Genomic DNA, 20,794 nt, shown 5'->3' with positions numbered 1-20,794 from the left:
GGTGTGTCTCTGTGACGTAATATAGGATGTAACACGGGTTGCGCACGACATATCCGATGACGGCTGCGCGTGGGGAACAGGGGGTATGGCTCAGACCTGAATGGCGGCCCGCCGCCCGGCCGGCGGAGGTTACTCCGCCGCCTCCGGAACCTTCTGGATGCCCAGTGTCTGCCAAACGTCGCACAGCGCATCCACCAGGTAATCCATGGCGTCGTCGTCGTGCAGCGGCGTCGGCGTGATGCGCAGGCGCTCCGTTCCCTTGGGCACCGTCGGGTAGTTGATGGGCTGGACGTAGATGGAATAACGGTCCAGCAGCAGGTCGCTGGCCTGCTTGCACAGCGTCGGGTCGCCCACCAGCACCGGCACGATGTGGCTGACCGAGGGCATCACCGGAATCCCGCGCTCGCGCAGGCGGTGCTTGGCCGTGGCGGCGCGCTCCTGGTGGCGCTCGCGCAGTTCGTTGTGGTCCTTCAGGTACCGGACGCTTTCCAGCGCGCCGGCGGCGACGGCCGGCGGCAGGCTGGTGGTGAAGATGAAGCCGGCGCCGAAGCTGCGGATGAAGTCGATCATGCGGGCCGAGCCGGCGATGTAGCCCCCGACGACGCCGATGGCCTTGCCCATGGTGCCCTGGATGATGTCGACCCGGTCGGCCACGCCGTCGCGCTCCGCCACGCCCGAGCCCCGCTGGCCGTACATGCCGACCGCGTGGACCTCGTCCAGGAAGGTCATCGCGCCATGCTCCTCGGCGCAGGAGATGATCTCGTCCAGCGGCGCGATGTCGCCGTCCATGGAGTAGACGCTTTCGAACACCACGACCTTGGGCTGGTCCTTGGGGTATTCGGACATGAGCTTGTCGAGGTGCGCCACGTCGTTGTGCTTCCAGATCTTCTTGGGCGCGCGGGAATGGCGCACGCCCTCGATCATGGAGTTGTGGTTCAACTCGTCGGAGAACAGCACGACGTCGGGAATCTGGGCGCCCAGCGTCATCAGCGTCGTCAGGTTGGCGACGTAGCCCGACGTGAAGGTCAACGCCGCTTCCTTGCGGTGCCAGGCGGCCAGTTCCTGCTCCAGCAGCACATGATAGTGCGTGGTGCCGCTGATGTTGCGGGTGCCGCCCGCGCCGGCGCCGGAGCGGTTGATGGCCTCGCACATGGCGCCGCGCACGGTGTCGTGCATCCCCATGCCGAGGTAGTCGTTGCTGCACCAGATGGTGATGTCGCGCACGCCGCCGTCGCGGTGGTTGGCCGCACGCGGGAAGGCACCCACCTTGCGCTCCAGATCGGCGAAGATGCGGTAGTTGCCCTCGCTCTTGAGCGCGTCCAGGCGCTCGGCGAAGTAGGCCTCGTAGTCCATGGGCAGGGTCACCTTGTCTGGTGGCACGGCGTCAGCGCCTTCCGCGCGTCGCCGTCGCCGACGTTTTCCTCCGGAGCGTCGGTCCGTCCGGAGCGGTATCACGATATCGGTGCATACGGTATCGCGTCCGTTGCCGGATCGTCCAGCGCCAAGGCGCGCCAGCGCGCCGCGTCGGGTACATCAGGCGACTCTAAAGCAGGCCGGCGACTCGCTGCAAGTAGCGCCTTCGTGCCATGAGCCGTCACGAACACCTTACACCAATCTGTGTCAGCCAAGCCAGCTTCGCATACGGCGGGTGGCGGGATCGACCTCGACGATGCGATGGTTGTTGGTGTCGGACACCAGCAACCGCCCCTTGGGCGTCGGCCACAGGCCCGCCGGCTCCCACAGCGGGCGGCGGCAGGCGGCGCCGGTGCAGTGCAGGCGGCCGGTCTTGAGGGTTTCCACCGTGCCGGCGGCTTCATCGATGAGGCGGATGGCGTGGTTGTAGCTGTCGGCGACGGCGACGCGCCCATCCGGCATGACGGCGACGCCCAGCGGATGCTGCATGCGCGCCGCCGTCATGGGGCCGTCGTCGTGACCGAAATCGAACAGGCCGCGGCCGACCAGCGTCTCGACCCGCGCCGTCTGGCCCAGGCGCCAGCCGTCCAAAATCACCTTCCGTACGGCCGAGGTCTCGCTGTCGGCGAAATACAGGGCCGAGGCGTCGGGCGCCAGCGCCAGCCCGCTGGGTTGGGCGAGCAGGGCGCTGGTGGCGGGGCCGTCGTGAATGTTCTCGCCGCCCGTGCCGGCCAGCGGTTCCACCGTGCCAGCCCGCATGTTCATGGCCAGGATCTGGTGCGTGCCGGCGTTGGCGATGAACAGCGTGCCGCCGTCGGGCGTGATCTCAATGTCCCAGGGCGAGGCCAGCGCCGTCTCGGCCGCCGGCTGGCGCATGGACACGGGCAGGCCGCGGAACCGCAGGCCGGCAACCGTGGTCACCGCGCCCGAGCACAGGTCGATGCGCCGTACCAGATGATTGCCGGTGTCGGCGACGAAGATGGCGTCCTCGGTACACGCCAGTCCCTGCGGCGAGGTGAAGGCGGCACGTTCGGCCTGGCCGTCGTCGGTGCCCGGCAGCCCGGTGCCGTAGCGCGCCAGCACGCGGCCGTCGGACTCGCACACGAGAACCTGATGGTTGCCGCCGTCGGCGACGGCCCATCGGCCTTCCGCGCCGGCCAGCGGCTTGACCTTGCCGGGGAACCGCAACGGACCGTCTCCCGCCGCCGATGGGGTGGAAAGGGGCATCTCCACCGGCATGCGCGGGCTGACGCCGCCCAGGGTGTCGATCAGGTCGCTCAAGCCCTGGATCATGAGGGCCGGGTCGGGCTCGCCGGACAATTGTCCGATCACCTTGCCGTCGGGGCAGATGAGAACCAGCGTCGGCCACGCCCGCACGGCGTACTCGTCCCACAGGGTCATGTAGGGGTCGTGAACCACGGGATGGCGGATGCCGTATCGCCGAATGGCGTGTTCAACCGCCTCGGGGCAGCGCTCGGCGGCAAACTTCGGGCTGTGAACGCCAATGACGGCGACCTGGTGGGGGAAGGCTTCCTCGATCTGGCGCAGGGTCGGCAGGACCTGCACGCAGTTGATGCAGCAGTAGGTCCAGAAATCCAGGATCACGATCCGCCCCCGCAGCGACTTCAGCGACAGCGGGTCGGGCGTGTTGAACCATGCGAGTCCTTTGCGGTCGATCTCCGGCGCCGTGACGAGGCCGTACATGCCCTTCCGTTTCCTCACGTTTCCGTGGCTGGGACCGCCTATATGGCTTCGCCCGTCCGGAGTGGCAAGTTGTGCCGCCGTCTCGCGGCCCGCGGGTGATCTTCCCGCCGGGGCGCGCGCGTGCCCCCTGTGCAGCCCGGTCCGGTTGGGGTATGCTGCTTCCGTTTCAAGGGTTTAACCCCACAAACGCAGTGGCGGCGATGGGCGCGCCAAGGCCTCGCCGGCGATCGAAACAGGAGGAACGCATGGCGCTGAAGGACATCATGGTTGTCGTCGATGGGTCGCGGCACGCGGCGACGCGTCTGGACGTCGCCATCCAGCTCGCCAATGACCACGACGCCCACCTGACGGGCCTGTTCGTCCGCATGGTGCCGCACGTGCCGCAGTTCGTCATGAGCCAGCTCGGCCCCGAGGTGCAGAAGGTCCAGAACCAGTACGCCCAGGAGGCTTCGGACCGCGCCCACAAGCTGTTCGAGGACAAGGTGCGCGCCGGCGGCGTGCGCGCCGAATGGCGTTCGGTGGAAGGCAACCTGATCGATCAGGTCTGCCTGCACGCCAAGTACACCGACCTGGTCGTCATCGGCCAGCGCGACACCAGCGTCGAGGCCATGGAGGGCGAGGAGCAGCTGGTGGACCAGGTGGTGCTGGACGCCGGCCGCCCGGTGCTGGTCGTTCCCTACGCCGGCACCTTCCCGCATGTCGGCCGCAAGATCATGGTTGCCTGGAACGGCGGCCGCGAGGCGACCCGCGCCGTCAACGACGCGATGCCGCTGCTGCAGAAGGCCAAGCACGTCGAGGTCATGGCCATCAACCCGCGCGGCGGGGCCCGCGGCCACGGCGACGTGCCGGGGGCGGACATCGCCCTGCACCTGGCGCGCCACAATGTCCATGCCAATGCCGAGCATGTGTTCTCCGACGACGTCGATCCCGGCTCCATGCTGCTCTCCCGCGTCACGGACGAGGGCATCGACATGCTGGTCATGGGTGCCTACGGCCGCTCCCGCCTGCGCGAGCTGGTGCTGGGCGGGGCGACGCGCCACATCCTGCGCCACATGACCGTGCCGGTGCTGATGTCGCACTGAGGCGCGACCTGAAACTCAGCCTCAGCCGCTGAAGGCCGGGTCGGGCTCTGAGGCGCGTGAAGGGTTTTTCCGGCCGGGGTTGATCCTGGTGGGAAACACCTCATGTCAGGGCGGTTCCGAACGGGGCCGCCCTGCGTCTTTGGGGGTATCCGGGGCGGGTTTGCCTTGCTCCGGTCATAAAGCCGACGTAGGACTTGCCGCGGCTTTACAACAAGAGGACAGCGAAGAGCGATGGCACGACCGCGCAGCCGTCACCAGCGCGAGCGCCGGGCGCGTTTCTGGAAGGGATTGTTCAAGTTCGTCGTCTTCCTGGGGCTGATCGGCGCGACGGCCTATTACGCCTACGAGGCGGGCACCCGGCTGTCGGCCCAGGAGATCGCCGACCTGAAGTCCGAGATCACCCGTCTGTCGGAGTCCGAACAGGCGCAGTTGACCCGCTCGCAAGAGCTTGAGTCGCTGCTGACCGAGGCGCGCCAGACGGCCGAGGACTACCGCCTGCGCTACGAGGAAGTGGCGCCGGCGGCGGTGCAGGAGGTTCTGAGCGAGGTGCGCGAGAAGATGAACGAGGGCCTGTCGGCCGACCGTCTGGCCTTCGTCGTCAGTCAGGCGCATCCGCCGCGCGAGTGCTCCGACACCGAGACGCGGCGCTTCATCGCCAAGACCGAGAACTACGACGGCGCCAATACCTGGGTGCGCTTCGACGATGCGATCACCGTGAGCGGCACGGGTGCCGCGGCCAACGAGGGGCGCGAGCAGTGGTTCGACCCGGCCGAGCCCGTCACCATGACCTTCACGCCGCTTGGCGAGGACGCGCAGACGGTGCAGGGCGAGTTGCCGCTGCAGCACTCCATGGTGTTCAAGGGCAAGGAATACCGCTTCACCGCCGCCCCGGGCTCCCGCGGCTTCATCGAGGTGACCGCCGACTGGTGCGATTACTCGGCGGGGTGAGGCAGTGCCTGATGGTCAAGATGAAAGGGGCGTCCCGTCGGACGCCCCTTTTTCTGTTTCATCCGACGCCATCGCGGGATTCAGCGCGACGAAAGCGGACCTCTCACCCCTGCGGCAGACGAATCCGCACCAGACCCTTGAAGTCCTCGGGGTCCTGGACGACGCCCTTGCGCACGATTTCCACTTTTCCCTGCCGGGCCAGCGCGACGATCTGCTGCTTGGTCGGCACCATGTAGCGGCGCCAGCCCTCGTCGGTGTCCTTGGGGCGGCGGTGCTCCTCGAAGTAGGCCTGCGCGGCGTCCTCGGGGCGGATGCTGCCCTTGGCGGCGCAGAGGTCGAGGATGCATTGGGCCAGCGGGTCGCCCTTCTGCTGCTGCTGGTCGTCGTCGATGCTCATGACGTCGCGGTCTTTCAAACTGGGTGTCAACGCGGAAAGCGGCGAGTCCTACTCCCGGAACCCGCCGCCCGCAAGAGGCAACTCGGCCGGCGCCTCAGTCCTCGGCGGTGGCCTGGCCGTAGAGGCTGGCCGCCGAGACCAGGATCTCGCGCTTGCCGACGTGGTTGGCGGGGCTGACCACGCCCTCGTTCTCCATGCGCTCCACCAGACGGGCGGAGCGGTTGTAGCCGATCTGCAAATGCCGCTGGATGAAGCTGACGGAGACCTTCTGCTCCCGCAGCACCAGCGCCAGCGCCTGATCGTACAGGTCGTCGCCCGAGGACGGCAGGTTCTCCAGCACGCCGGCCCCGGCGCCACCACCACCGCCGTTGCCGCCCATGTCGGGGGCGAGGCTTTCGGCCTCCATCCCGTCTTCCTCGGTGACGGTGTGGAGGTATTCGGGCTCGCCGCGGTCCTTCAGGTAGCGCACGACCTTCTCAACCTCGCTGTCGGCCACGAAGGGGCCGTGCACGCGGGTGATGCGGCCGCCGGCCTTCATGTAGAGCATGTCGCCCTGGCCCAGCAGCTGCTCCGCCCCGGCTTCGCCCAGGATGGTGCGGCTGTCGATCTTGCTGGTCACCATGAAGGAGATGCGCGTCGGGAAATTCGCCTTGATGGTGCCCGTGATGACGTCCACCGACGGGCGCTGCGTGGCCATGATGAGGTGGATGCCGGCCGCGCGCGCCATCTGGGCGAGGCGCTGGATGGCGGCCTCGATCTCCTTGCCGGCCACCAGCATCAGGTCGGCCATCTCGTCGACCACGATGACGATGTAGGGCAGGGGGCGCAGGTCCATGGGCTGTTCTTCGTAGATGGGCTCGCGCCGGTCGCGGTCGAAGCCCACCTGTACCTGGCGCATGACGCGCTCGCCCTTCTCCACCAGTTCGGCCACGCGGGCGTTGTAGCCCTCGATGTTGCGCACGCCCAGCGTCGCCATGGCCTTGTAGCGGCTTTCCATCTCGCGCACCGCCCATTTCAGCGCCTGGACGGCTTTCTTGGGGTCGGTCACGACGGGGGTCAGCAGATGCGGGATGCCGTCGTAGACCGACAGCTCCAGCATCTTCGGGTCCACCATGATGAGGCGGCACTTTTCCGGCGGCAGGTGGTAGAGCAGCGACAGGATCATGCCGTTGATGCCCACCGACTTGCCCGAGCCCGTGGTGCCGGCGATGAGCAGGTGCGGCATGCGCGCCAGGTCCACCACGGTGGGCTTGCCGCCGATGTCCTTGCCGAGGGCGAGCGGCAGCTTGTGCTCGCCGGTCTGGAAGGCGTCGCTGTCCATGATCTCGCGCAGATAGACAGTCTCGCGCGTCTCGTTGGGAAGCTCGATGCCGATGACGCTGCGGCCGGGCACCACCGCGATGCGGGCCGTCACCGCCGACATGCTGCGCGCGATGTCGTCGGCCAGGTTGATGATGGTCGCCGACTTGGTGCCGGGCACGGGCTCAAGCTCGTAAAGCGTGACCACGGGGCCGACCTTGACCTCCATGATCTCGCCGCGCACGCGGAAGTTCTTCAGCACCGTTTCCAGCGTGCGGGCGTTGTCGGCCAGCTTCTGTTCGTCCTCGGGCGTCTTGTCGTGGCTGTCGGGCTCGCCGAGCAGGGCCAGCGGCGGGTAGTCGTAGCCCTCGGCGCCGTCTTCGTCGTCATCGGCGGCGGCACCGTTCTCGTTCCCGTATCCGTCGTCCGCCTCGTCCCACGCGGCGGGCGCGGCCTCTTCGTCGCCATCGTCGGCGGGCCCGGCTTCGGCGGCGATCTCCGCCTCGGCGTCCACCTCCAGGACCGGCGCACCGTCCACGGCGTCGGCGCTTTCATCGAATGCGCCGGATGCCGTGCCGTCCGCATCCTCGGCGTCGTCGTCGACCGCCTCAAGCCCGCCCTCGGCCTCGACCTCACCCGCATCGTCATCGGCGTCCGTCTCGTCGACGGCGGCAAGGTCGGCGTCGTCCTCGTTGGCGGCGAGGGGGGCGGCGGGCATGTCCTCCTCGCCCTCGTAGTCGTCGTCCGCCTCTTCCCCGGCCAGGATTTCGTCCTCCATGCGGGCGCGGGTGGCGGCTTCGGCCCATTCCACGCCGGCGATGAAGGCGAAGGCGGCGGCGGCGGCCACGGCCTCGTCCTCGCGGCCGGTGCCGTAGCACACCATGCCCTCGGCCTTGCCGGGGTCCACCTCCACGTCCCACTCCGCGCGCCCGTCGGGCCAGACGTGGCGGGCCAGGCGGTAGGGCTTGCCGTTGAGCGCGCACCACAGGTTGAACTCGTCCGCGGTCATCACGTCGAACTTGTCGGGTGCGTTGCGGTGGTCGAGGTCGCTTGTGGTCATGCGGCGTATCCAATACGGCAACAAAAGGCGGGGGCGTTCGCCCGACCGGCGAACGCGACGGATGCCCTGTTATCTCAGGATGGGGTGCGCGGGATCAACAGAAACCCGCGCGACTCGGCACGAAAGCTGCCGAGTCAGGTATCAAGGCGATAGGCCGCCACCAGCAGCTTCACCACGTCGCCGTCGGGGTCGAAGAAGGGCAGCACCAGACGCTCCCAGGTCTGGCGGCCTTCCGGGAAGTCGGCCGTATAGACGCGCGAGGTGGGGATGCGGTCGCGGCGGACGTGGTCGTATTCCGCCTTGATCAGCGCCCGCTGTTCCTCCGGCAGGTCGTCGAGCGACCGCCCGGCCTTGTCGCCGAAGGTGCTGGCGAAACCGCTGGAATAGTAGGCGTAGGTGTAGGCGTCGGCGTCCTCGTCATCCTCGTCGGGAATGACGTCCATCACCACCATGTTGCCGATCCAGGGGCGCAGGTCGGCGGGCTCGATGTCCTCGGCCATGGGCAACTGGTCGCCTTCGCACTGCGCGACCCAGAAGTTGTACAGGGCCTTGAGCTGCGGATGGCGGAGAACGAGGGAGATGCGGCTCATGGGATGCGACTTCGAGCAGGGGTTGCCGGGCCGGGTGGAGGGATAGCGTTAGCGGCCGGGGCGATCCGGTGCAAGCGGTTTCCGCCACCGGGGCGGCGCACGGATCCCGAACCCCGGCCGCTCAGGCCCCGTTTCGATACCAGAAGAGATGCTTCGAACGGAGGAATGCCATGAGCAGCGGCGCGTCCAGCGCGGCCGGGCGCCGCGCCATCGCACAAGAGGTCCTGAACCGCCACGGCGAAACCTACGCCCACGAAATCGGCATCAAGCTCGCCGACAACACGCCCTCGGCCCTGTTCCAGTGGCTGTGCGCGGCGATCCTGTTTTCCGCTCCCATCGGCGCGCCGCAGGCGGTGGCCGGGGCGCGGGCGCTGAAGGATGCCGGCCTGACCACGTCCCGGAAGATGGCCGATGCGACATGGGACCAGCGCCGCAAGCCGCTCACAGACAACGGCTATGCCCGCTATGACGAGAAGACCGCCACGTTCCTGGGCGAGACGGCGCAACTGGTGGAGGAGGAATGGCACGGCGACCTGCGCCGCCTGCACGACAGCTGCGAAGGCGATGCCGACTGCCTGCGCAACGAACTCAAGCGGGCCAAGGGCCTGGGCGACGTGGGCGTCGACATCTTTTTCCGCGAGGCGCAGGAGCCGTGGCAGAGCCTGCGCCCCTTCGCCGACAAGCGGGCCCGCAAGGCTGCCGTCGCGCTCGGCCTCTTGGATACCGAAAGCGGCGATCCCGGGCAACTGGCCGACCTGGTGAACGGCAAGGATCTGGCGCGGCTGATGGCCGGGCTGGTCCGTACGGACCTGGCGGGCGATGCCGACGACATCATCAACGCCACGCGCGGGGCAGGGTAACGCCCCAGGCGCGCTCAACGGTGAAAAGAGGAGGACGACATGGCCGACAAGGACAAGGGATCGGGTGGCGGCAAGGGCCGCTGGATCGGCATTCTGGTGGTGGTGGTGCTGGCGATCGGCGCCTGGTGGGTGTTCGACCAGTGGTCCTCGCAGCCGCCGACAACCATGCCGGCGGTCGGCGAGGGCGGCGGCGTGCAGACCGACGACTCGCCGCCGCTGACCAAGGGCGATCCGCCGTCCGGCTACTCCATCGAAGAAGGCGAGGCGGCCGAATGATGCGGCTGCAGGCACTTTTTTCGCCGCCGCAGCCGGCGGGGCAGGCCGCTCTGGGGCAATAATGCCTAAGTAAAGGGCACGCCTGCCCGCCCGCCTGGCACAAGAAAAAGGGCCGGAGGATGACCTCCGGCCCTTTCTCATGGCCACCGGAGCAGGGTGGCCGATTCGGCGTTATGCCGGGCGTCAGGCGCTCATCTGCGGCGCGCGCAGGCAGGCGCCGGCGACCGCGGAACGCTTGGAAACCTCGGCGAACATGTCGTGGGACGGGCGGGGCTGGGGCAGGGTCATGCCCTTGGTGTTCAGCTCCGTCGCCCGGCGCCGCAGGGTCTTGTTGGCGGCGTCCAGGGCCTCATCCACCGTCGCAGCCGTTGCCTTGCAATCCGGCACGCCCAGGACTTCCGCCTGATAGGCGTCGTTCTGACCGCGTCGAACGATGGTGATGTAGCCTTTCATGGTCTCGTGGACCTCCTTACCGGTTCTCGTTTCTAAGCGAGCAATATTCCGGACCCACGGCCCGAGAATTCGCAGTCCTGTCGTCGGAACACGTACATGCTTTCGACGGTCCAGAATGAATACGGGGGAAATCTGGACTGCGATCGTGGTCGGGTGCCGCGATTGATATGGATCATATGCCCGGCGCCGGCGGGATCAACCCTAAAAATGAGTAAAAATGTATTTTATTGTAATCAGCTAGTTAAAAAAAGTGCATTTTACATGAGTAAAACTTGGCGCTAAGCAAAATTTATATGAGTACAAATAGAGCCGGAAACGAGACGAGCCGGCAGGGGCCGGGGTTGACATTTCAGCCGCTACCCGTATTTTACTCATCAAGCCGTGGCTGACGCGGCGGGGATATTTCGGTGAAGATGAAGGTCGGGTTCCACGGTTCGCTTGCAAGGCACGCGGAGCAAGGGCCCGTCTCCGCATCACCGGATATCCGTCGGAACGCCACGATTATCCGGGTGGATGACGAATAGTCTTCCGCCCCCAAACAAGATTTGTGACGAGGTGATGACGATTTCTCGCACTCCCACCGTCGCCCCGCGTGCCCCCGAGGGCCTTTCCGCTCGGCCGGCGCGCACTCCTCTCGACGAGGAGCCCCTCACTAGGGGCGCTGTTCTTCCCGGGTTCCAGGTTTTCGCGGACGAGGAGACCCTCATCCGCCGGGCCACGGGAGAGGACGGCGCCGCCATGTTCGACCTGGTGCGCGACACCGGGTCGCTGGACGTCAACAGTCCCTACGCCTACCTGATGATGGGGCACTGGTTCGCCGACAGTTCGGTCGTGGCCGAGCGCGACGGCGATATCGTCGGCTTCATCGTGGGTTTCGTGCCGCCGCGCCAGCCTGACACGGTCTTCGTGTGGCAGGTCGGCGTCGCCCCCTCGGAGAAGGGTCGGGGCCTGGGCAAGAAAATGATCGACGCGCTGCTTGATCTTCCGGGACCGCAGGGCCGCCGTCCGCGTTATCTTGAAGCGACCGTGACTCCGTCCAACACGGCGTCCGAGATGCTGTTCCGCGGCACGGCCAAGCGCCACGAGGCGAGCATTCGGATTTCAGAGCTGTTCCCGGGTGACTGGTTCCCCGTCTCGCAAGGCGGTGGCGATGCCCACGAACCCGAACGCCTGTTCCGTATCGGCCCGCTGGCCTCGGCGTCCTGAAGTCCCCGGGAGGGAGTGATATCATGAATGTTTTCGAGCAGTACGAATCCAACGTCCGCAGCTACATCCGGTCTTTCCCGGCCACGTTCGTCCGCGCCAAGGGCGACAAGATGTGGGATGACCAGGGCAAGGAATACATCGACTTCTTCGCCGGCGCCGGCGCCCTGAACTACGGGCACAACGACGACGGCATGAAGAAGGCCGTCATCGAGTACATGCAGGGTGACGGCATCCTGCACAGCCTGGACATGGGCACCGAGGCGAAGGCCAAGTTCCTGCAGCGCTTCCAGGACGTGATCCTGAAGCCGCGCAAGATGGACTACAAGATGATGTTCCCCGGCCCGACCGGCACGAACACCGTCGAGAGTGCGCTTAAGCTGGCCCGCAAGGTCACCGGCCGCGCCAAGGTCGTCAGCTTCACCCGGGCCTTCCACGGCATGACGCTGGGCGCGCTGGCCATCACCGGCAACGCGTTCAAGCGCAAGGGCGCGGGCGTCTCGCTGAACGAGACGATCTTCATGCCCTACGACGGCTACACCGGCAACGGCATCAACTCCGCCGACCTGCTGGAGCAGATGCTGAACGACGACGGGTCGGGCATGGACAAGCCGGCCGCCGTGATCCTGGAGGTCATCCAGGGCGAGGGCGGCATCAACGCCTGCTCCATGGAATGGCTGAAGCGCATCCGCGAGATCTGCACCGAGCACGGCATCATCATGATCGTCGACGATGTGCAGGCCGGCTGCGGCCGCTCCGGCACCTTCTTCAGCTTTGAGCCGGCGGGCATCGTGCCCGACATGATCTGCATGTCCAAGTCGCTGGGCGGCATGGGCCTGCCGTTCGCCATGACGCTGGTGAAGCCCGAATACGACAAGTTCGGCCCCGGTGAGCACAACGGCACCTTCCGCGGCAACAACCTGGCCTTCATCGCCGCCGCCGAAGCCATGCGCTTCTGGGAGAACGATGATCTGGCGCAGCGCGTGCAGCACAACGCCGCCGTCATCAAGGAGCGCCTGGGCCGCATCCGCGACCGGTTCCCGCAGTTCGCGGCCAAGGTCAAGGGCCGCGGCTTCATGCAGGGGCTGGAGCTGACGGTGGCCAAGGAGAAGGGCGAGGAAATCTGCGCCGAGGCCTTCAAGAACGGCCTGATCCTGGAAACCGCCGGTCCGGACGACGAGGTGGTGAAGCTGCTGCCGCCGCTGATCCTGACCGACGAGTCCCTGGCCAAGGGCCTGGACATCATGGAAGAGGCCTTCGCCGCCGTCGCCGAGCGGATGGAGAAGTCCGCGGCCTGAGCCGCCGGGCGCGACCGCGCCGGGCGGGAGCATCCCGCCCCTGCGCGGGCCTGACGAACACCGGAAGCGCTCGGCCGCAAGGTCGGGCGCTTGCCGTGTCCGCGCTCCGGATCGGCGGCGTCCAAACACGGGCCTGCACGGAGCAGAACTCCCGGCGGATCAGTTGGTTCGTCGGTCGCAGGGGATCGTCCGTTGGTCGTGGCGCGGGACGACATTTTTCGCAACGGGAGGCGCGCTCGCGCATTATCCTCCCGGTACTAGAAAGGATACCTTAGATGATCGTTCGCAAGCTTGAAGAGCTGAAGGGCACCGACGCCGAGTTCAAGGCCGCCAAGGGCACCTGGACCAGCCGCCGCATGCTGCTGGCGCGCGACAAGATGGGCTTCTCGTTCCACGACACGCTCATCCACGCCGGCACGGAAACGTACATCCACTACGCCAACCACCTGGAAGCGGTGTACTGCGTCGGCGGCAAGGGCGAGCTTCAGGACCTGGACAACGGCGTCACCTATCCGCTGTACGATGGCGTGATGTACGCCCTGAACGGTCACGAGCGCCACTACCTGCGGGCCGAGGAAGAACTGCGCATGATCTGCGTCTTCAACCCGCCGCTGACGGGGCGTGAGGACCACGATGAGAACGGGGTGTACCCGTTGCTCACCGAGGAAGATTGATCTATCTGGAATAAACCGTCGTTCTCAACAGGGTACGGCGGTTTTTTCCCGTCGGGCGGCAGCGTGCCGCCCCTTCAGAGGCCGCCCCCGTGGGCGGCCTCGCCCCTGAGGAAAGGGCTCATCGGATAACCACAAGGATAAGAGGAGCTTCGACCATGAACGCGATCCAGGAGCAGGACTTCTACCCGTCGCGCTATTCCACCGAAGACGCCATCTCCGAGCGGAAGGACCCGGTGGTTTACGGCAAGGCGGAAGACGGCCCGCTCACCCAGAATGAACTGGACAGCTACGAGCGCGACGGCTTCCTGTTCTATCCGGGCTTCTTCGGCGAGGAGGACCTGCGGGCCTTCAAGGCCGAACTGGACCGTATGTGCGAGGAGGGGCGCCACAGCGACGCCGACGAGGTGATCCGCGAGCCCGGCAGCGACATCGTCCGCTCCATCTTTGCCGTCCACGAAAGCAGCAAGGTGTTCCGCACCCTGGCCTCCAGCGCCGCCATCGCCGGCCGGGCGCAGCAGCTTCTGGGCGACGACGTCTACGTCCACCAGAGCCGCATAAACTACAAGCCCGGCTTCAAGGGCAAGGAATTCTACTGGCACTCGGACTTCGAGACCTGGCACGTCGAGGACGGTGTGCCGCGCATGCGCATGGTTTCCTGCGCCATCTGGCTGACCGAGAACAACGACGTCAACGGCCCCGTCATGTTCATGCCCGGCAGCCACAAGTGGTTCGTCCACTGCTCGGGGGGCACGCCGGAGGACCACTACCGCCAGTCCCTGCGCAAGCAGGAGTTCGGCGTGCCGTCAAACCGCAGCATGGCCTGGCTGGAAGAGCGCTGCGGCATCGTGCAGCCGACCGGCCCGGCGGGGTCGGTGGTGTTCTTCGAGTGCAACACCATGCACGGCTCCAACGGCAACATCACGCCGTATCCGCGCAGCAATGCCTTCTTCGTGTTCAACAGCGTGCGCAATGCCCCGCGCCACGCATTCGGGCCGAAGGAACTGCGTCCCCACATGCTGGGCAGCCGCGACTTCACCCCGGTCTCCCAGTGGTAAGGTGACGCACGATCCGGCGTCTTGCAAAGGTCGCGCCCCGAACGGGGCGCGGCTCTTTTTTTCGACGGCCTGGGGCTCCGAGACCGGCCCGGGCGAGCAGGAGCCGCCGCTATCACGCTTCAGTCGATGCGCTTCAACTCGGCATCGATGGTGGCAACCGCGGACATGAGGGTCCGGTAGGTCTCGTCCAGGCCCAGTTCTGCCGCGTCCCGGCATAAGTGGGTGATGCAAAGTTGCAGGGCCCGGGCCTGTTCGGCCCGGGCGGGCTCCCGCGTTTCCATGTCGATGATGGCGCGCGCGTCGGCATGACTGATCATTCTGCTTCCCCATACCCTCGATACCGGCCGCCGGAACATCCGTCCGGGCGGAGCGGCCGATCCCCGTTCGGCTTAGTTGACCGGAACAGGAGGGGAAGATGCAACGGGAAAATACACCTTATGGGCGATGTTCTGCCAAATTGATCCAGGTCAATTCATGCTTGTTGCACGAGAGGTGCATCAGTCTGCTTCCCGGGATGGCCGCAAATGCTTTTGCGGTATCATGGTCCGTTTCACCCTGAAATTTTATGGTGAAAATAAAGTTTTGCACCAAGCCGGAAGTACACCACCGATTCGCAAGTCGCAGAAGTCTTTCCGGATAACAGATCACGTCAGAGAAAAGCCAATCAACTGGTCCGATATCCGCAGGCTCAAGCCCGAATGCACTTTCGCGTTGCTCGGACACGCGCGGAAGGCGCGCCACCTCGGGGGCCAGCGGCGCCTTGTCGACCGCCAGTACATCGGCCCCCAGGCCCTGCAGCACCCAGGTCCAGCCGCCGGGGCAGGCGCCCAGGTCGACGCAGCGGTCTCCCGGCCCCGGCATGCGGCCGAGCAGGGTGAAGGCCTCCCACAGCTTCAGATAGGCGCGGCTGGGCGGCCCTTCGCGGTCCTCCACGAAGGTGACTTCGCCGTTGGGGAAGGGCGAGGAACAATCCGCCGCCGCGATCATGGTGTTGCGGTCCAGCAGCGTCCAGGAGCCCAGCGGCGCCGCCGGAGCCGGGCTTGGGAACACCAGCGGCTTGGCCGAGACATGCGGCAGCTTTTCCGTGATCAGCGCGGCGCGGCGGTGATGCTCCACGGTGTAGGGCCACCAGTTGCGCTGGATGGATTTCAGCGCCCGCGCGGCCTCGCCGTTGCTCTCGAACCGGATCATCACGGGCGCGCGCCACACGTTCTGCGCCCAGGCGGCGGCGCGCGGCGGGCCGGGGCAGAAGACCAGACGGCCGTGAACATGGTCCACGGCCCCGCCCAGTTCCTCCAGCAGCGGGTCCAGGAACCCCTCCGGCGCCAGGTAGCCGGTGAAGGGGTAGGGGGTGACGACGGGCTCAGCCAAGGTACAGCGACCCCCGGTCCACCAGTTCGGCCAGCAGGGCCAGCGCATGGGCATCGGTCACCAGCGGACGCGCCTCCGCCGCCGGCAGTTCGGTCCCGGCGCACAGGGCCTTGGCCAGATCCGCCGCGGCGCCGGCGCACAGGTAGCCCTCGCCGTCGACGAACAGCCGCAAGCCGCCGCCGCGCCGCTCCTGATAGGCGAACCGGCTACCCTCGGCCCGCAGCAGCACCGTGTCAGGGTCGTTGAGGGCCTCGCGCACCTCGTTCACGCCCACCGGCTCCTCGGGCGGCTCGGGCACATGGTCGTACTTGGGCTCGGTGACGTGCTTGCCGAACCAGGCCGCCAGGCTGTCGCTGTCGTCCAGCCGCTCCATGATGAGGCGGCGGACGCGCTCCACCGTCTCCGGCGTGATCTCGCCGGGATTGACCTGACGGGCGAGGTCGGAGTCCTCGTAGCGGTCCTCGTCGGCCACCCGGTCGGCCACCGTGGCGGCGAAGCTGCGGATCATGTCCGCCACACCCGGCGCGCGGAAGCCGATGGAGTACGTCATGCAGTCGTTGCCCAGCGCCACGCCCAGGTGCGCCAGCCGCGGCGGCAGGTAGAGCAGGTCGCCGGGCTCGCAGTCCCAGCCGCCCTGGGCCTGGAATTCCTTGAGGATGCGCAGGGACGGGTGGTCGAGGCGCGGCGTCGCGCCGTCGCACATCTCGCCGATCTCCCACCGCCGCCGGCCGAGGCCCTGCAGCAGAAACACGTCGTAGGTGTCGTAGTGCGGCCCCACGCCGCCCTTGTCGGCGGCGTAGGAGATCATCACGTCGTCGATGCGCCAGTTGGGGATGAAGCGGAACCGGTCCACCAGCGCCGCCACCTCGGGCACCCAGGTGTCGACGCCCTGCACCAGCAGCGTCCAGCGCTCGCGCGGCAGGGCGTGGAAGGTGTCGTCCTCGAAGGGGCCGTGGCGCAGCTCCCACTGCTCTGGCCCGGTCTCCAGCACCACGCGGCTTTCCACGTCCGGCTCCACCGACAGGCCGGCCAGCTCGTCGGGCGTGATGGGGCTTTCGAAACCGGGCAGGGCGCCCTTGATGAACAGCGGCTTCTTCTGCCAGTACTCCGACAGGAAGCGCTCGACGGACATCACGCCGAAAAAGGTGTCCGCGGCATCGGCCGGCATCGGCGAGGCTCTCCGGTAAAGTCTGTGGGGGAATGCGGAGGCGCACCTTGCCACCGCCGCGCCCGGTTGTCGAGAGCGCGGCGGAATGGCCCTGTCGCGGGCGCCGGAAGCCGGATATGGTGCGGGCCGATTGACTGGCGCAACCGCTGTTTTCTGAAAGCTCCCGCCATGGATTGGCACACCTGGGTCCTGTTCGTCACCACTGTCTTCTTCCTGTCGGCCACGCCCGGCCCAAACATGCTGCTGGCGCTCAGCCACGGCATCCGCTTCGGGCCGCGCAAGGCGGTGGCGACGGGCATCGGCACCATCGCCGCGCTGATGATCCTGATGGTCGTCTCGGTTACCGGCCTCGGGGCCCTGCTGGCGGCGTCGGAGACGGCGTTCTCCATCGTGAAGTGGTGCGGCGTCGCCTACCTGCTGTTCCTGGGCGTGAAGACCTGGCGGGCGCCGGGCCTCGTGGATACCTCCGAGGCCGAGGCCGCCGGGGAAGCGGCCCCCAAGCCCACGGCGGCCTGGAAGCTGGGGGCGCAGGCGTTCCTGGTGTGCTTCTCCAACCCCAAGGCCATCGTCTTCTTCGTCGCCCTGTTCCCGCAGTTCCTGGAGACCGCCCAGCCGCTGGCGGGGCAGGTGGCCATCCTGGCGGTGACGTTCGCCGTCTGCGAGTTCCTGTGGATCATGACCTACGCCACCGGCGGCGGCCGCCTTGTGCCGTTGCTCAAGCGTGCGGGCTTCGGGCGGCTGGTCAACCGCCTGTCCGGCGGCATGCTGATCGGCGCGGGTGCCCTTCTGGCGGTTGCGCGGCGGATGTAACGCCGCCCGAAACCGTTTTGGGGTGGGGATCGTAAGTGGTATATTGAATATCGGACTCGATCCCGACGCGGGAGAGCGACATGTACGTGCAACCGGTTCCCTATCCCTCGCAGGACGCCATCGCCGGCGCGGCCGTGGCTGCCGCCGCCGCTGCCATGACCCAGCAGCCTCAGACCCAGCAGGCGCTCACGCCCCAGGGCGAGGCGACGGAAGACCCGGTGGCCATCACCGCCGCCCACGCCGCGCAGGAACAGTCCGCCCAGGAAGCCGAACGCGCCCGCCGCATGGTCCCGGTCGAAGCCGACCCCGACCGCGGCCGCACCGTCAACGAGATGGCCTGAAGCCTCCTCCCTTCGGCCGATGGTTGTGCCGGCTGCCGATCACGACGATTGACAGCCGTACCCGCTCGGGCGACCTTCCTCCCACCTGTCCGGCCGACCGGCCCGGCATCCCGCCGAGGCCGGTCTTTTCATGCCCGGACCCATCAACGCAAACGCACCCGCCCATCCCAGGGCGAGGGAAGGGAGGACACCCCATGATCACCGTCTACGGCCTGAAAACCTGCGATACCTGCCGCAAGGCGCTGAAGTGGATGATGGAAGAAAGCATCCCCCACCGCTTCCACGACCTGCGCAAGGACGGCGTCCCCGAAGCGGAGGTTTCGGGCTGGCTGGACCTGCTGGGATGGGAGACGCTCATCAACAAGCGCGGCACCACCTGGCGCGGCCTGTCCGAAGACCAGCGCGAGGGACTGGATGATGCCGGCGCCAAGGCCCTGATCCTGGAGCACCCGGCCCTGGTCAAGCGCCCGCTGTTCGACCTGGGAGACCGCGTGCTGCTGGGCTTCAAGCAGGAACAGAAGGACGCGCTGCGGGAGCGGGCGGCGGCGGAGGCCTGAGCCTGAGCCTGAGCGGCCTGACGTCCGCGCGGGGCGGCAGCCCCCGCACCCCGCCCGGAGGGCGCCGCGCCCTCCGGACCTCGCAGTGTGGTGGATGCTGCGCTCATGCAGACCCACATCCGGTGCTGACGAGCGCTTTGCTCATTCCTTTTCAGAGTCAAAGGGACAGCACGTGACAGCCCTTTCCGTTCTTGATCTTGTACCGATCGCTGACGGCAGCGATGCGGCCGCTGCATTCCGAAATTCGCTCGAATTGGCGCGGCTGGCTGAGCGCCTTGGATACACGCGCTACTGGCTCGCCGAGCATCACAACATGCCCGGGATCGGGAGTGCGGCGACGGCGGTCCTCATCGGCCACGTTGCCGGAGGCACCAGCAGCATCCGGGTCGGGTCCGGCGGGGTGATGCTGCCGAACCATGCGCCTTTGGTGGTCGCGGAGCAGTTCGGGACGCTGGAATCGCTGTATCCGGGCCGCATCGACCTTGGGCTTGGCCGCGCGCCGGGAACTGACCAACGGACGGCGATGGCTCTGCGGCGGGATATGGGCAACAGCGGCGACCGTTTCCCGCAGGATGTGCTTAAGCTTCAGGCGTTTTTCGCCGAGCCACGCCCGGGTCAGGCTGTGCGGGCGGTCCCCGGCGCGGGCCTCAACGTGCCGATCTGGTTGCTTGGGTCGAGCCTGTTCAGCGCCCAATTGGCCGGGCGCCTTGGACTGCCGTTTGCCTTCGCATCGCATTTCGCACCGGACGCGATGGAACAGGCCATGGCCGTCTACAGGCGCGACTTCCAGCCGTCAGAGCAACTTGATCGGCCGCACATCATGCTTGGGCTCAACGTCTTCGCTGCGGAAACGGATGGGGAGGCTCAGCGCCTTTTCACGTCGCTCCAGCAGCAGTTCGTCGCCCTGCGCCGCGGCCGGCCCGGTAAGCTGCCGCCGCCGGTGGAGCGCATCGAAGACGTCTGCGATCCTGCGGAGCGCGCTATGATCGGCCATGCGCTGCGCTGCTCGGTCGTGGGCTCGCCGGAGACGGTGCAGTCGGGGCTGGCCGAATTCGTGCGCGCGACCGGCGCGGACGAGATCATGGTTACAGCCCAGATATTCAACCACGGCGCCCGCTTGCGCTCGTTCCAAATCACGGCCGAGAGTTTCAGGAAAGCGGGGCTCTCTTTTACGCCTCGATGATTGAAATCATTGAGGCTACAGTGTGCGCGCTTCCGCGCACGCCTTCGGCTCCAAGCGCCACGCTGGCTTACGCGCCAGTGGGCGCGGCGGCCAGTCGGCCTTGCCGGATGACAAGTGTATGTTTTCAACTGTCGTCCAGTATTAGCCTGCTCGTTATGACGTTCGGGGGGCTCCTCCGGCGGGACGCCGCGCCCTCCGGACCTCGCGGGTTAGTCTTCAGAAAGGTTCACGGGGCGGGTAAGAGGGCCGCTCAGCGGTTCCGGCTGAAAATCAAAGTCCGCCCCCGGATCGTCCTGGCGAAGCAGGTCGACTAACGTCCGTTGCTGCGGAGAAGGAACGTTCTCTTCTTCTCGCTTTTCCGGTTTATCCGTCATTGAGACCAACCGTCCGGCAGCTCATCACCGGGCTCTGGCGGTACATCCGGCACATTATCAAGATATTTCCGGAAGTCGTCCAAGGTCGCGCCTTCGCGTTTCTTACGGAAGAACTCCTCGGTGGAGAGCGCGCCGATCTTCTCCGCCAAGGCCGACGCCACGAACTCATCAAGCGTCACGCCGCTCTGGTCGGCCATCTGGCGCGCGGCCTGTTCCAGTGACTCGGGAAGGGTCAGGGAAACGCTCATGATATGATCCTGCTCAGAAGCTGCCCAGGCGTGCAAACGCTGAATTCAAAGAGTGCCGAGGCACTGCCGAAGTCGCGGATATTATGCGTGACGATGAAGTCCGCACCACCGTTTACGGCAACCTCAAGCACGAGTTCGTCACCCGGATCGCGAAGCTGCGGACGCCAAGTATAATGCAAATGAACTGGTTGCAACGCACGGCTCAATCCGCTTAGCAAGTCGTCAACGTCGGCCGCGCTCAGATGCATCGCGGCCAGATGTTCCGGCCGTTTCAGAACCGCCTCGTATTCAAGATATAGCGCAGTGGACGCCAAGGGAAGGACGCGTCGATCCGCGACCATCTCAAGCAGCCGAAAGCTCGCCCCGCGTTTGCTGCGAAGGCCGGCGACTAGAACGGCGGTATCAAGAACAATACGAAGTATGCCTCACT

General features: G+C 66.8%; 23 protein-coding genes. 12 read left to right on the top strand and 11 right to left on the bottom strand.

All coding sequences use genetic code 11. From position 1 onward, the window contains the following. Positions 1–129: 129 nt before the first annotated feature. Positions 130–1,353 carry a 5-aminolevulinate synthase gene (hemA, locus tag C882_RS17910; RefSeq protein ID WP_043646289.1) on the bottom strand — a complete coding sequence of 408 codons (1,224 nt, stop codon included), beginning with the start codon at positions 1,351–1,353 and terminating at the stop codon, positions 130–132. Positions 1,354–1,620: 267 nt separating this feature from the next. Further along, on the bottom strand, positions 1,621–3,117 hold the full coding sequence (locus C882_RS17905; protein WP_009542076.1) for a thioredoxin-like domain-containing protein: 1,497 nt from the start codon (positions 3,115–3,117) through the stop codon (positions 1,621–1,623). A gap of 245 nt (positions 3,118–3,362) precedes the next feature. On the opposite strand from C882_RS17905, the gene C882_RS17900 reads away from it, so the two are divergent. Together C882_RS17900 and C882_RS17895 are read left to right on the top strand one after the other, a co-directional pair. Further along, positions 3,363–4,199, top strand: coding sequence for a universal stress protein (locus tag C882_RS17900; RefSeq protein ID WP_009542075.1), 837 nt, complete (start codon positions 3,363–3,365; stop codon positions 4,197–4,199). Between the two features lie 231 nt (positions 4,200–4,430). Then, positions 4,431–5,147, top strand: coding sequence for a hypothetical protein (locus C882_RS17895; RefSeq protein WP_009542074.1), 717 nt, complete (start codon positions 4,431–4,433; stop codon positions 5,145–5,147). Positions 5,148–5,250: 103 nt separating this feature from the next. Here C882_RS17895 and C882_RS17890 read toward each other — a convergent pair whose 3' ends face one another. The 3 genes from C882_RS17890 to C882_RS17880 all read right to left on the bottom strand — a co-directional run bounded on the left by C882_RS17890 (position 5,251) and on the right by C882_RS17880 (position 8,493). Next, positions 5,251–5,544 (bottom strand): DUF3253 domain-containing protein, encoded by a 294-nt coding sequence (locus C882_RS17890; protein WP_152415394.1) that lies wholly within the window; start codon positions 5,542–5,544, stop codon positions 5,251–5,253. 94 nt (positions 5,545–5,638) lie between these two features. After that, positions 5,639–7,903 (bottom strand): DNA translocase FtsK, encoded by a 2,265-nt coding sequence (locus C882_RS17885; RefSeq protein ID WP_009542072.1) that lies wholly within the window; start codon positions 7,901–7,903, stop codon positions 5,639–5,641. A 134-nt stretch (positions 7,904–8,037) separates the two neighbouring features. Beyond that, positions 8,038–8,493, bottom strand: coding sequence for a PAS domain-containing protein (locus C882_RS17880; protein WP_009542070.1), 456 nt, complete (start codon positions 8,491–8,493; stop codon positions 8,038–8,040). A 170-nt stretch (positions 8,494–8,663) separates the two neighbouring features. Between C882_RS17880 and C882_RS17875 the strand changes: the two genes are divergently transcribed. Both C882_RS17875 and C882_RS17870 read left to right on the top strand, forming a co-directional pair. Beyond that, positions 8,664–9,353 carry a hypothetical protein gene (locus tag C882_RS17875; RefSeq protein WP_009542069.1) on the top strand — a complete coding sequence of 230 codons (690 nt, stop codon included), beginning with the start codon at positions 8,664–8,666 and terminating at the stop codon, positions 9,351–9,353. A 39-nt stretch (positions 9,354–9,392) separates the two neighbouring features. Continuing rightward, positions 9,393–9,629: a hypothetical protein gene (locus tag C882_RS17870; RefSeq protein WP_009542068.1), complete on the top strand. Its 237-nt coding sequence runs from the start codon at positions 9,393–9,395 to the stop codon at positions 9,627–9,629. A 183-nt stretch (positions 9,630–9,812) separates the two neighbouring features. On the opposite strand, the gene C882_RS17865 is transcribed toward C882_RS17870, so the two are convergent. After that, positions 9,813–10,082, bottom strand: a complete 270-nt coding sequence (locus C882_RS17865; RefSeq protein ID WP_009542067.1) for a type II toxin-antitoxin system HicB family antitoxin — start codon at positions 10,080–10,082, stop codon at positions 9,813–9,815. A 513-nt stretch (positions 10,083–10,595) separates the two neighbouring features. On the opposite strand from C882_RS17865, the gene ectA reads away from it, so the two are divergent. From ectA to thpD, 4 genes are all read left to right on the top strand, one after another. After that, positions 10,596–11,288, top strand: a complete 693-nt coding sequence (gene ectA / locus C882_RS17860) for a diaminobutyrate acetyltransferase (protein ID WP_322090756.1) — start codon at positions 10,596–10,598, stop codon at positions 11,286–11,288. A 23-nt stretch (positions 11,289–11,311) separates the two neighbouring features. After that, positions 11,312–12,583: a diaminobutyrate--2-oxoglutarate transaminase gene (ectB, locus tag C882_RS17855; protein WP_009542065.1), complete on the top strand. Its 1,272-nt coding sequence runs from the start codon at positions 11,312–11,314 to the stop codon at positions 12,581–12,583. A 275-nt stretch (positions 12,584–12,858) separates the two neighbouring features. Further along, positions 12,859–13,257, top strand: a complete 399-nt coding sequence (locus C882_RS17850) for an ectoine synthase (protein ID WP_009542064.1) — start codon at positions 12,859–12,861, stop codon at positions 13,255–13,257. 155 nt (positions 13,258–13,412) lie between these two features. After that, positions 13,413–14,312 carry an ectoine hydroxylase gene (thpD, locus tag C882_RS17845; RefSeq protein WP_009542063.1) on the top strand — a complete coding sequence of 300 codons (900 nt, stop codon included), beginning with the start codon at positions 13,413–13,415 and terminating at the stop codon, positions 14,310–14,312. Between the two features lie 119 nt (positions 14,313–14,431). Here thpD and C882_RS17840 read toward each other — a convergent pair whose 3' ends face one another. The 3 genes from C882_RS17840 to C882_RS17830 form a co-directional block, all read right to left on the bottom strand. Continuing rightward, positions 14,432–14,629, bottom strand: coding sequence for a hypothetical protein (locus C882_RS17840; protein WP_009542062.1), 198 nt, complete (start codon positions 14,627–14,629; stop codon positions 14,432–14,434). Between the two features lie 118 nt (positions 14,630–14,747). Then, a complete protein-coding gene (locus tag C882_RS17835) occupies positions 14,748–15,731 on the bottom strand; it encodes an SAM-dependent methyltransferase (protein WP_085952451.1) in 984 nt (327 codons plus the stop codon). Next, on the bottom strand, positions 15,676–16,851 hold the full coding sequence (locus C882_RS17830; protein WP_009542060.1) for a cupin domain-containing protein: 1,176 nt from the start codon (positions 16,849–16,851) through the stop codon (positions 15,676–15,678). Before C882_RS17830 ends, C882_RS17835 begins: the two co-directional genes overlap by 56 nt. Positions 16,852–17,019: 168 nt before the next feature. Here C882_RS17830 and C882_RS17825 point away from each other — a divergent pair, with 168 nt between their 5' ends. From C882_RS17825 to C882_RS17810, 4 genes are all read left to right on the top strand, one after another. Further along, positions 17,020–17,661: a LysE family translocator gene (locus C882_RS17825; RefSeq protein WP_009542059.1), complete on the top strand. Its 642-nt coding sequence runs from the start codon at positions 17,020–17,022 to the stop codon at positions 17,659–17,661. A gap of 80 nt (positions 17,662–17,741) precedes the next feature. Then, positions 17,742–18,002: a hypothetical protein gene (locus tag C882_RS17820; RefSeq protein ID WP_009542058.1), complete on the top strand. Its 261-nt coding sequence runs from the start codon at positions 17,742–17,744 to the stop codon at positions 18,000–18,002. Positions 18,003–18,196: 194 nt separating this feature from the next. Continuing rightward, positions 18,197–18,559 carry an ArsC family reductase gene (locus tag C882_RS17815; protein WP_009542057.1) on the top strand — a complete coding sequence of 121 codons (363 nt, stop codon included), beginning with the start codon at positions 18,197–18,199 and terminating at the stop codon, positions 18,557–18,559. A gap of 172 nt (positions 18,560–18,731) precedes the next feature. Then, the gene (locus C882_RS17810) at positions 18,732–19,742 is read left to right on the top strand and encodes an LLM class flavin-dependent oxidoreductase (RefSeq protein ID WP_043646284.1); all 1,011 of its coding nucleotides are present in this window, start codon (positions 18,732–18,734) and stop codon (positions 19,740–19,742) included. A gap of 370 nt (positions 19,743–20,112) precedes the next feature. On the opposite strand, the gene C882_RS17805 is transcribed toward C882_RS17810, so the two are convergent. Next, complete coding sequence (locus tag C882_RS17805) at positions 20,113–20,364, bottom strand: hypothetical protein (RefSeq protein WP_009542055.1); 252 nt, start codon at positions 20,362–20,364, stop codon at positions 20,113–20,115. Then, positions 20,361–20,777: a putative toxin-antitoxin system toxin component, PIN family gene (locus C882_RS24130; protein WP_236262715.1), complete on the bottom strand. Its 417-nt coding sequence runs from the start codon at positions 20,775–20,777 to the stop codon at positions 20,361–20,363. The genes C882_RS17805 and C882_RS24130 overlap by 4 nt, the downstream gene beginning before the upstream one ends. Between the last annotated feature and the right edge of the window lie 17 nt (positions 20,778–20,794).

Origin of the sequence: Caenispirillum salinarum AK4, from assembly GCF_000315795.1 — a bacterium.
Taxonomy (GTDB): domain Bacteria; phylum Pseudomonadota; class Alphaproteobacteria; order Rhodospirillales; family Rhodospirillaceae; genus Caenispirillum; species Caenispirillum salinarum.
This window is presented reverse-complemented; position numbering and strand designations above follow the sequence as displayed.

What these genes read in the sequence shown, in the direction of transcription:
- C882_RS17900 (WP_009542075.1), top strand. Translation starts at nt 3,363, where the DNA reads ATGGCGCTGAAGGACATCATGGTTGTCGTCGATGGGTCGCGGCACGCG.
- C882_RS17825 (WP_009542059.1), top strand. Translation starts at nt 17,020, where the DNA reads ATGGATTGGCACACCTGGGTCCTGTTCGTCACCACTGTCTTCTTCCTG.
- C882_RS17805 (WP_009542055.1), bottom strand. Translation starts at nt 20,364, where the DNA reads ATGAGCGTTTCCCTGACCCTTCCCGAGTCACTGGAACAGGCCGCGCGC.
- C882_RS17885 (WP_009542072.1), bottom strand. Translation starts at nt 7,903, where the DNA reads ATGACCACAAGCGACCTCGACCACCGCAACGCACCCGACAAGTTCGAC.
- thpD (WP_009542063.1), top strand. Translation starts at nt 13,413, where the DNA reads ATGAACGCGATCCAGGAGCAGGACTTCTACCCGTCGCGCTATTCCACC.
- C882_RS17865 (WP_009542067.1), bottom strand. Translation starts at nt 10,082, where the DNA reads ATGAAAGGCTACATCACCATCGTTCGACGCGGTCAGAACGACGCCTAT.
- C882_RS17840 (WP_009542062.1), bottom strand. Translation starts at nt 14,629, where the DNA reads ATGATCAGTCATGCCGACGCGCGCGCCATCATCGACATGGAAACGCGG.
- C882_RS17895 (WP_009542074.1), top strand. Translation starts at nt 4,431, where the DNA reads ATGGCACGACCGCGCAGCCGTCACCAGCGCGAGCGCCGGGCGCGTTTC.
- C882_RS17870 (WP_009542068.1), top strand. Translation starts at nt 9,393, where the DNA reads ATGGCCGACAAGGACAAGGGATCGGGTGGCGGCAAGGGCCGCTGGATC.
- ectB (WP_009542065.1), top strand. Translation starts at nt 11,312, where the DNA reads ATGAATGTTTTCGAGCAGTACGAATCCAACGTCCGCAGCTACATCCGG.
- C882_RS17880 (WP_009542070.1), bottom strand. Translation starts at nt 8,493, where the DNA reads ATGAGCCGCATCTCCCTCGTTCTCCGCCATCCGCAGCTCAAGGCCCTG.
- ectA (WP_322090756.1), top strand. Translation starts at nt 10,596, where the DNA reads ATGACGAATAGTCTTCCGCCCCCAAACAAGATTTGTGACGAGGTGATG.
- C882_RS17905 (WP_009542076.1), bottom strand. Translation starts at nt 3,117, where the DNA reads ATGTACGGCCTCGTCACGGCGCCGGAGATCGACCGCAAAGGACTCGCA.
- C882_RS17850 (WP_009542064.1), top strand. Translation starts at nt 12,859, where the DNA reads ATGATCGTTCGCAAGCTTGAAGAGCTGAAGGGCACCGACGCCGAGTTC.
- C882_RS17815 (WP_009542057.1), top strand. Translation starts at nt 18,197, where the DNA reads ATGATCACCGTCTACGGCCTGAAAACCTGCGATACCTGCCGCAAGGCG.
- hemA (WP_043646289.1), bottom strand. Translation starts at nt 1,353, where the DNA reads ATGGACTACGAGGCCTACTTCGCCGAGCGCCTGGACGCGCTCAAGAGC.
- C882_RS17835 (WP_085952451.1), bottom strand. Translation starts at nt 15,731, where the DNA reads ATGCGCTGGCCCTGCTGGCCGAACTGGTGGACCGGGGGTCGCTGTACC.
- C882_RS17875 (WP_009542069.1), top strand. Translation starts at nt 8,664, where the DNA reads ATGAGCAGCGGCGCGTCCAGCGCGGCCGGGCGCCGCGCCATCGCACAA.
- C882_RS17890 (WP_152415394.1), bottom strand. Translation starts at nt 5,544, where the DNA reads ATGAGCATCGACGACGACCAGCAGCAGCAGAAGGGCGACCCGCTGGCC.
- C882_RS17830 (WP_009542060.1), bottom strand. Translation starts at nt 16,851, where the DNA reads ATGCCGGCCGATGCCGCGGACACCTTTTTCGGCGTGATGTCCGTCGAG.
- C882_RS17820 (WP_009542058.1), top strand. Translation starts at nt 17,742, where the DNA reads ATGTACGTGCAACCGGTTCCCTATCCCTCGCAGGACGCCATCGCCGGC.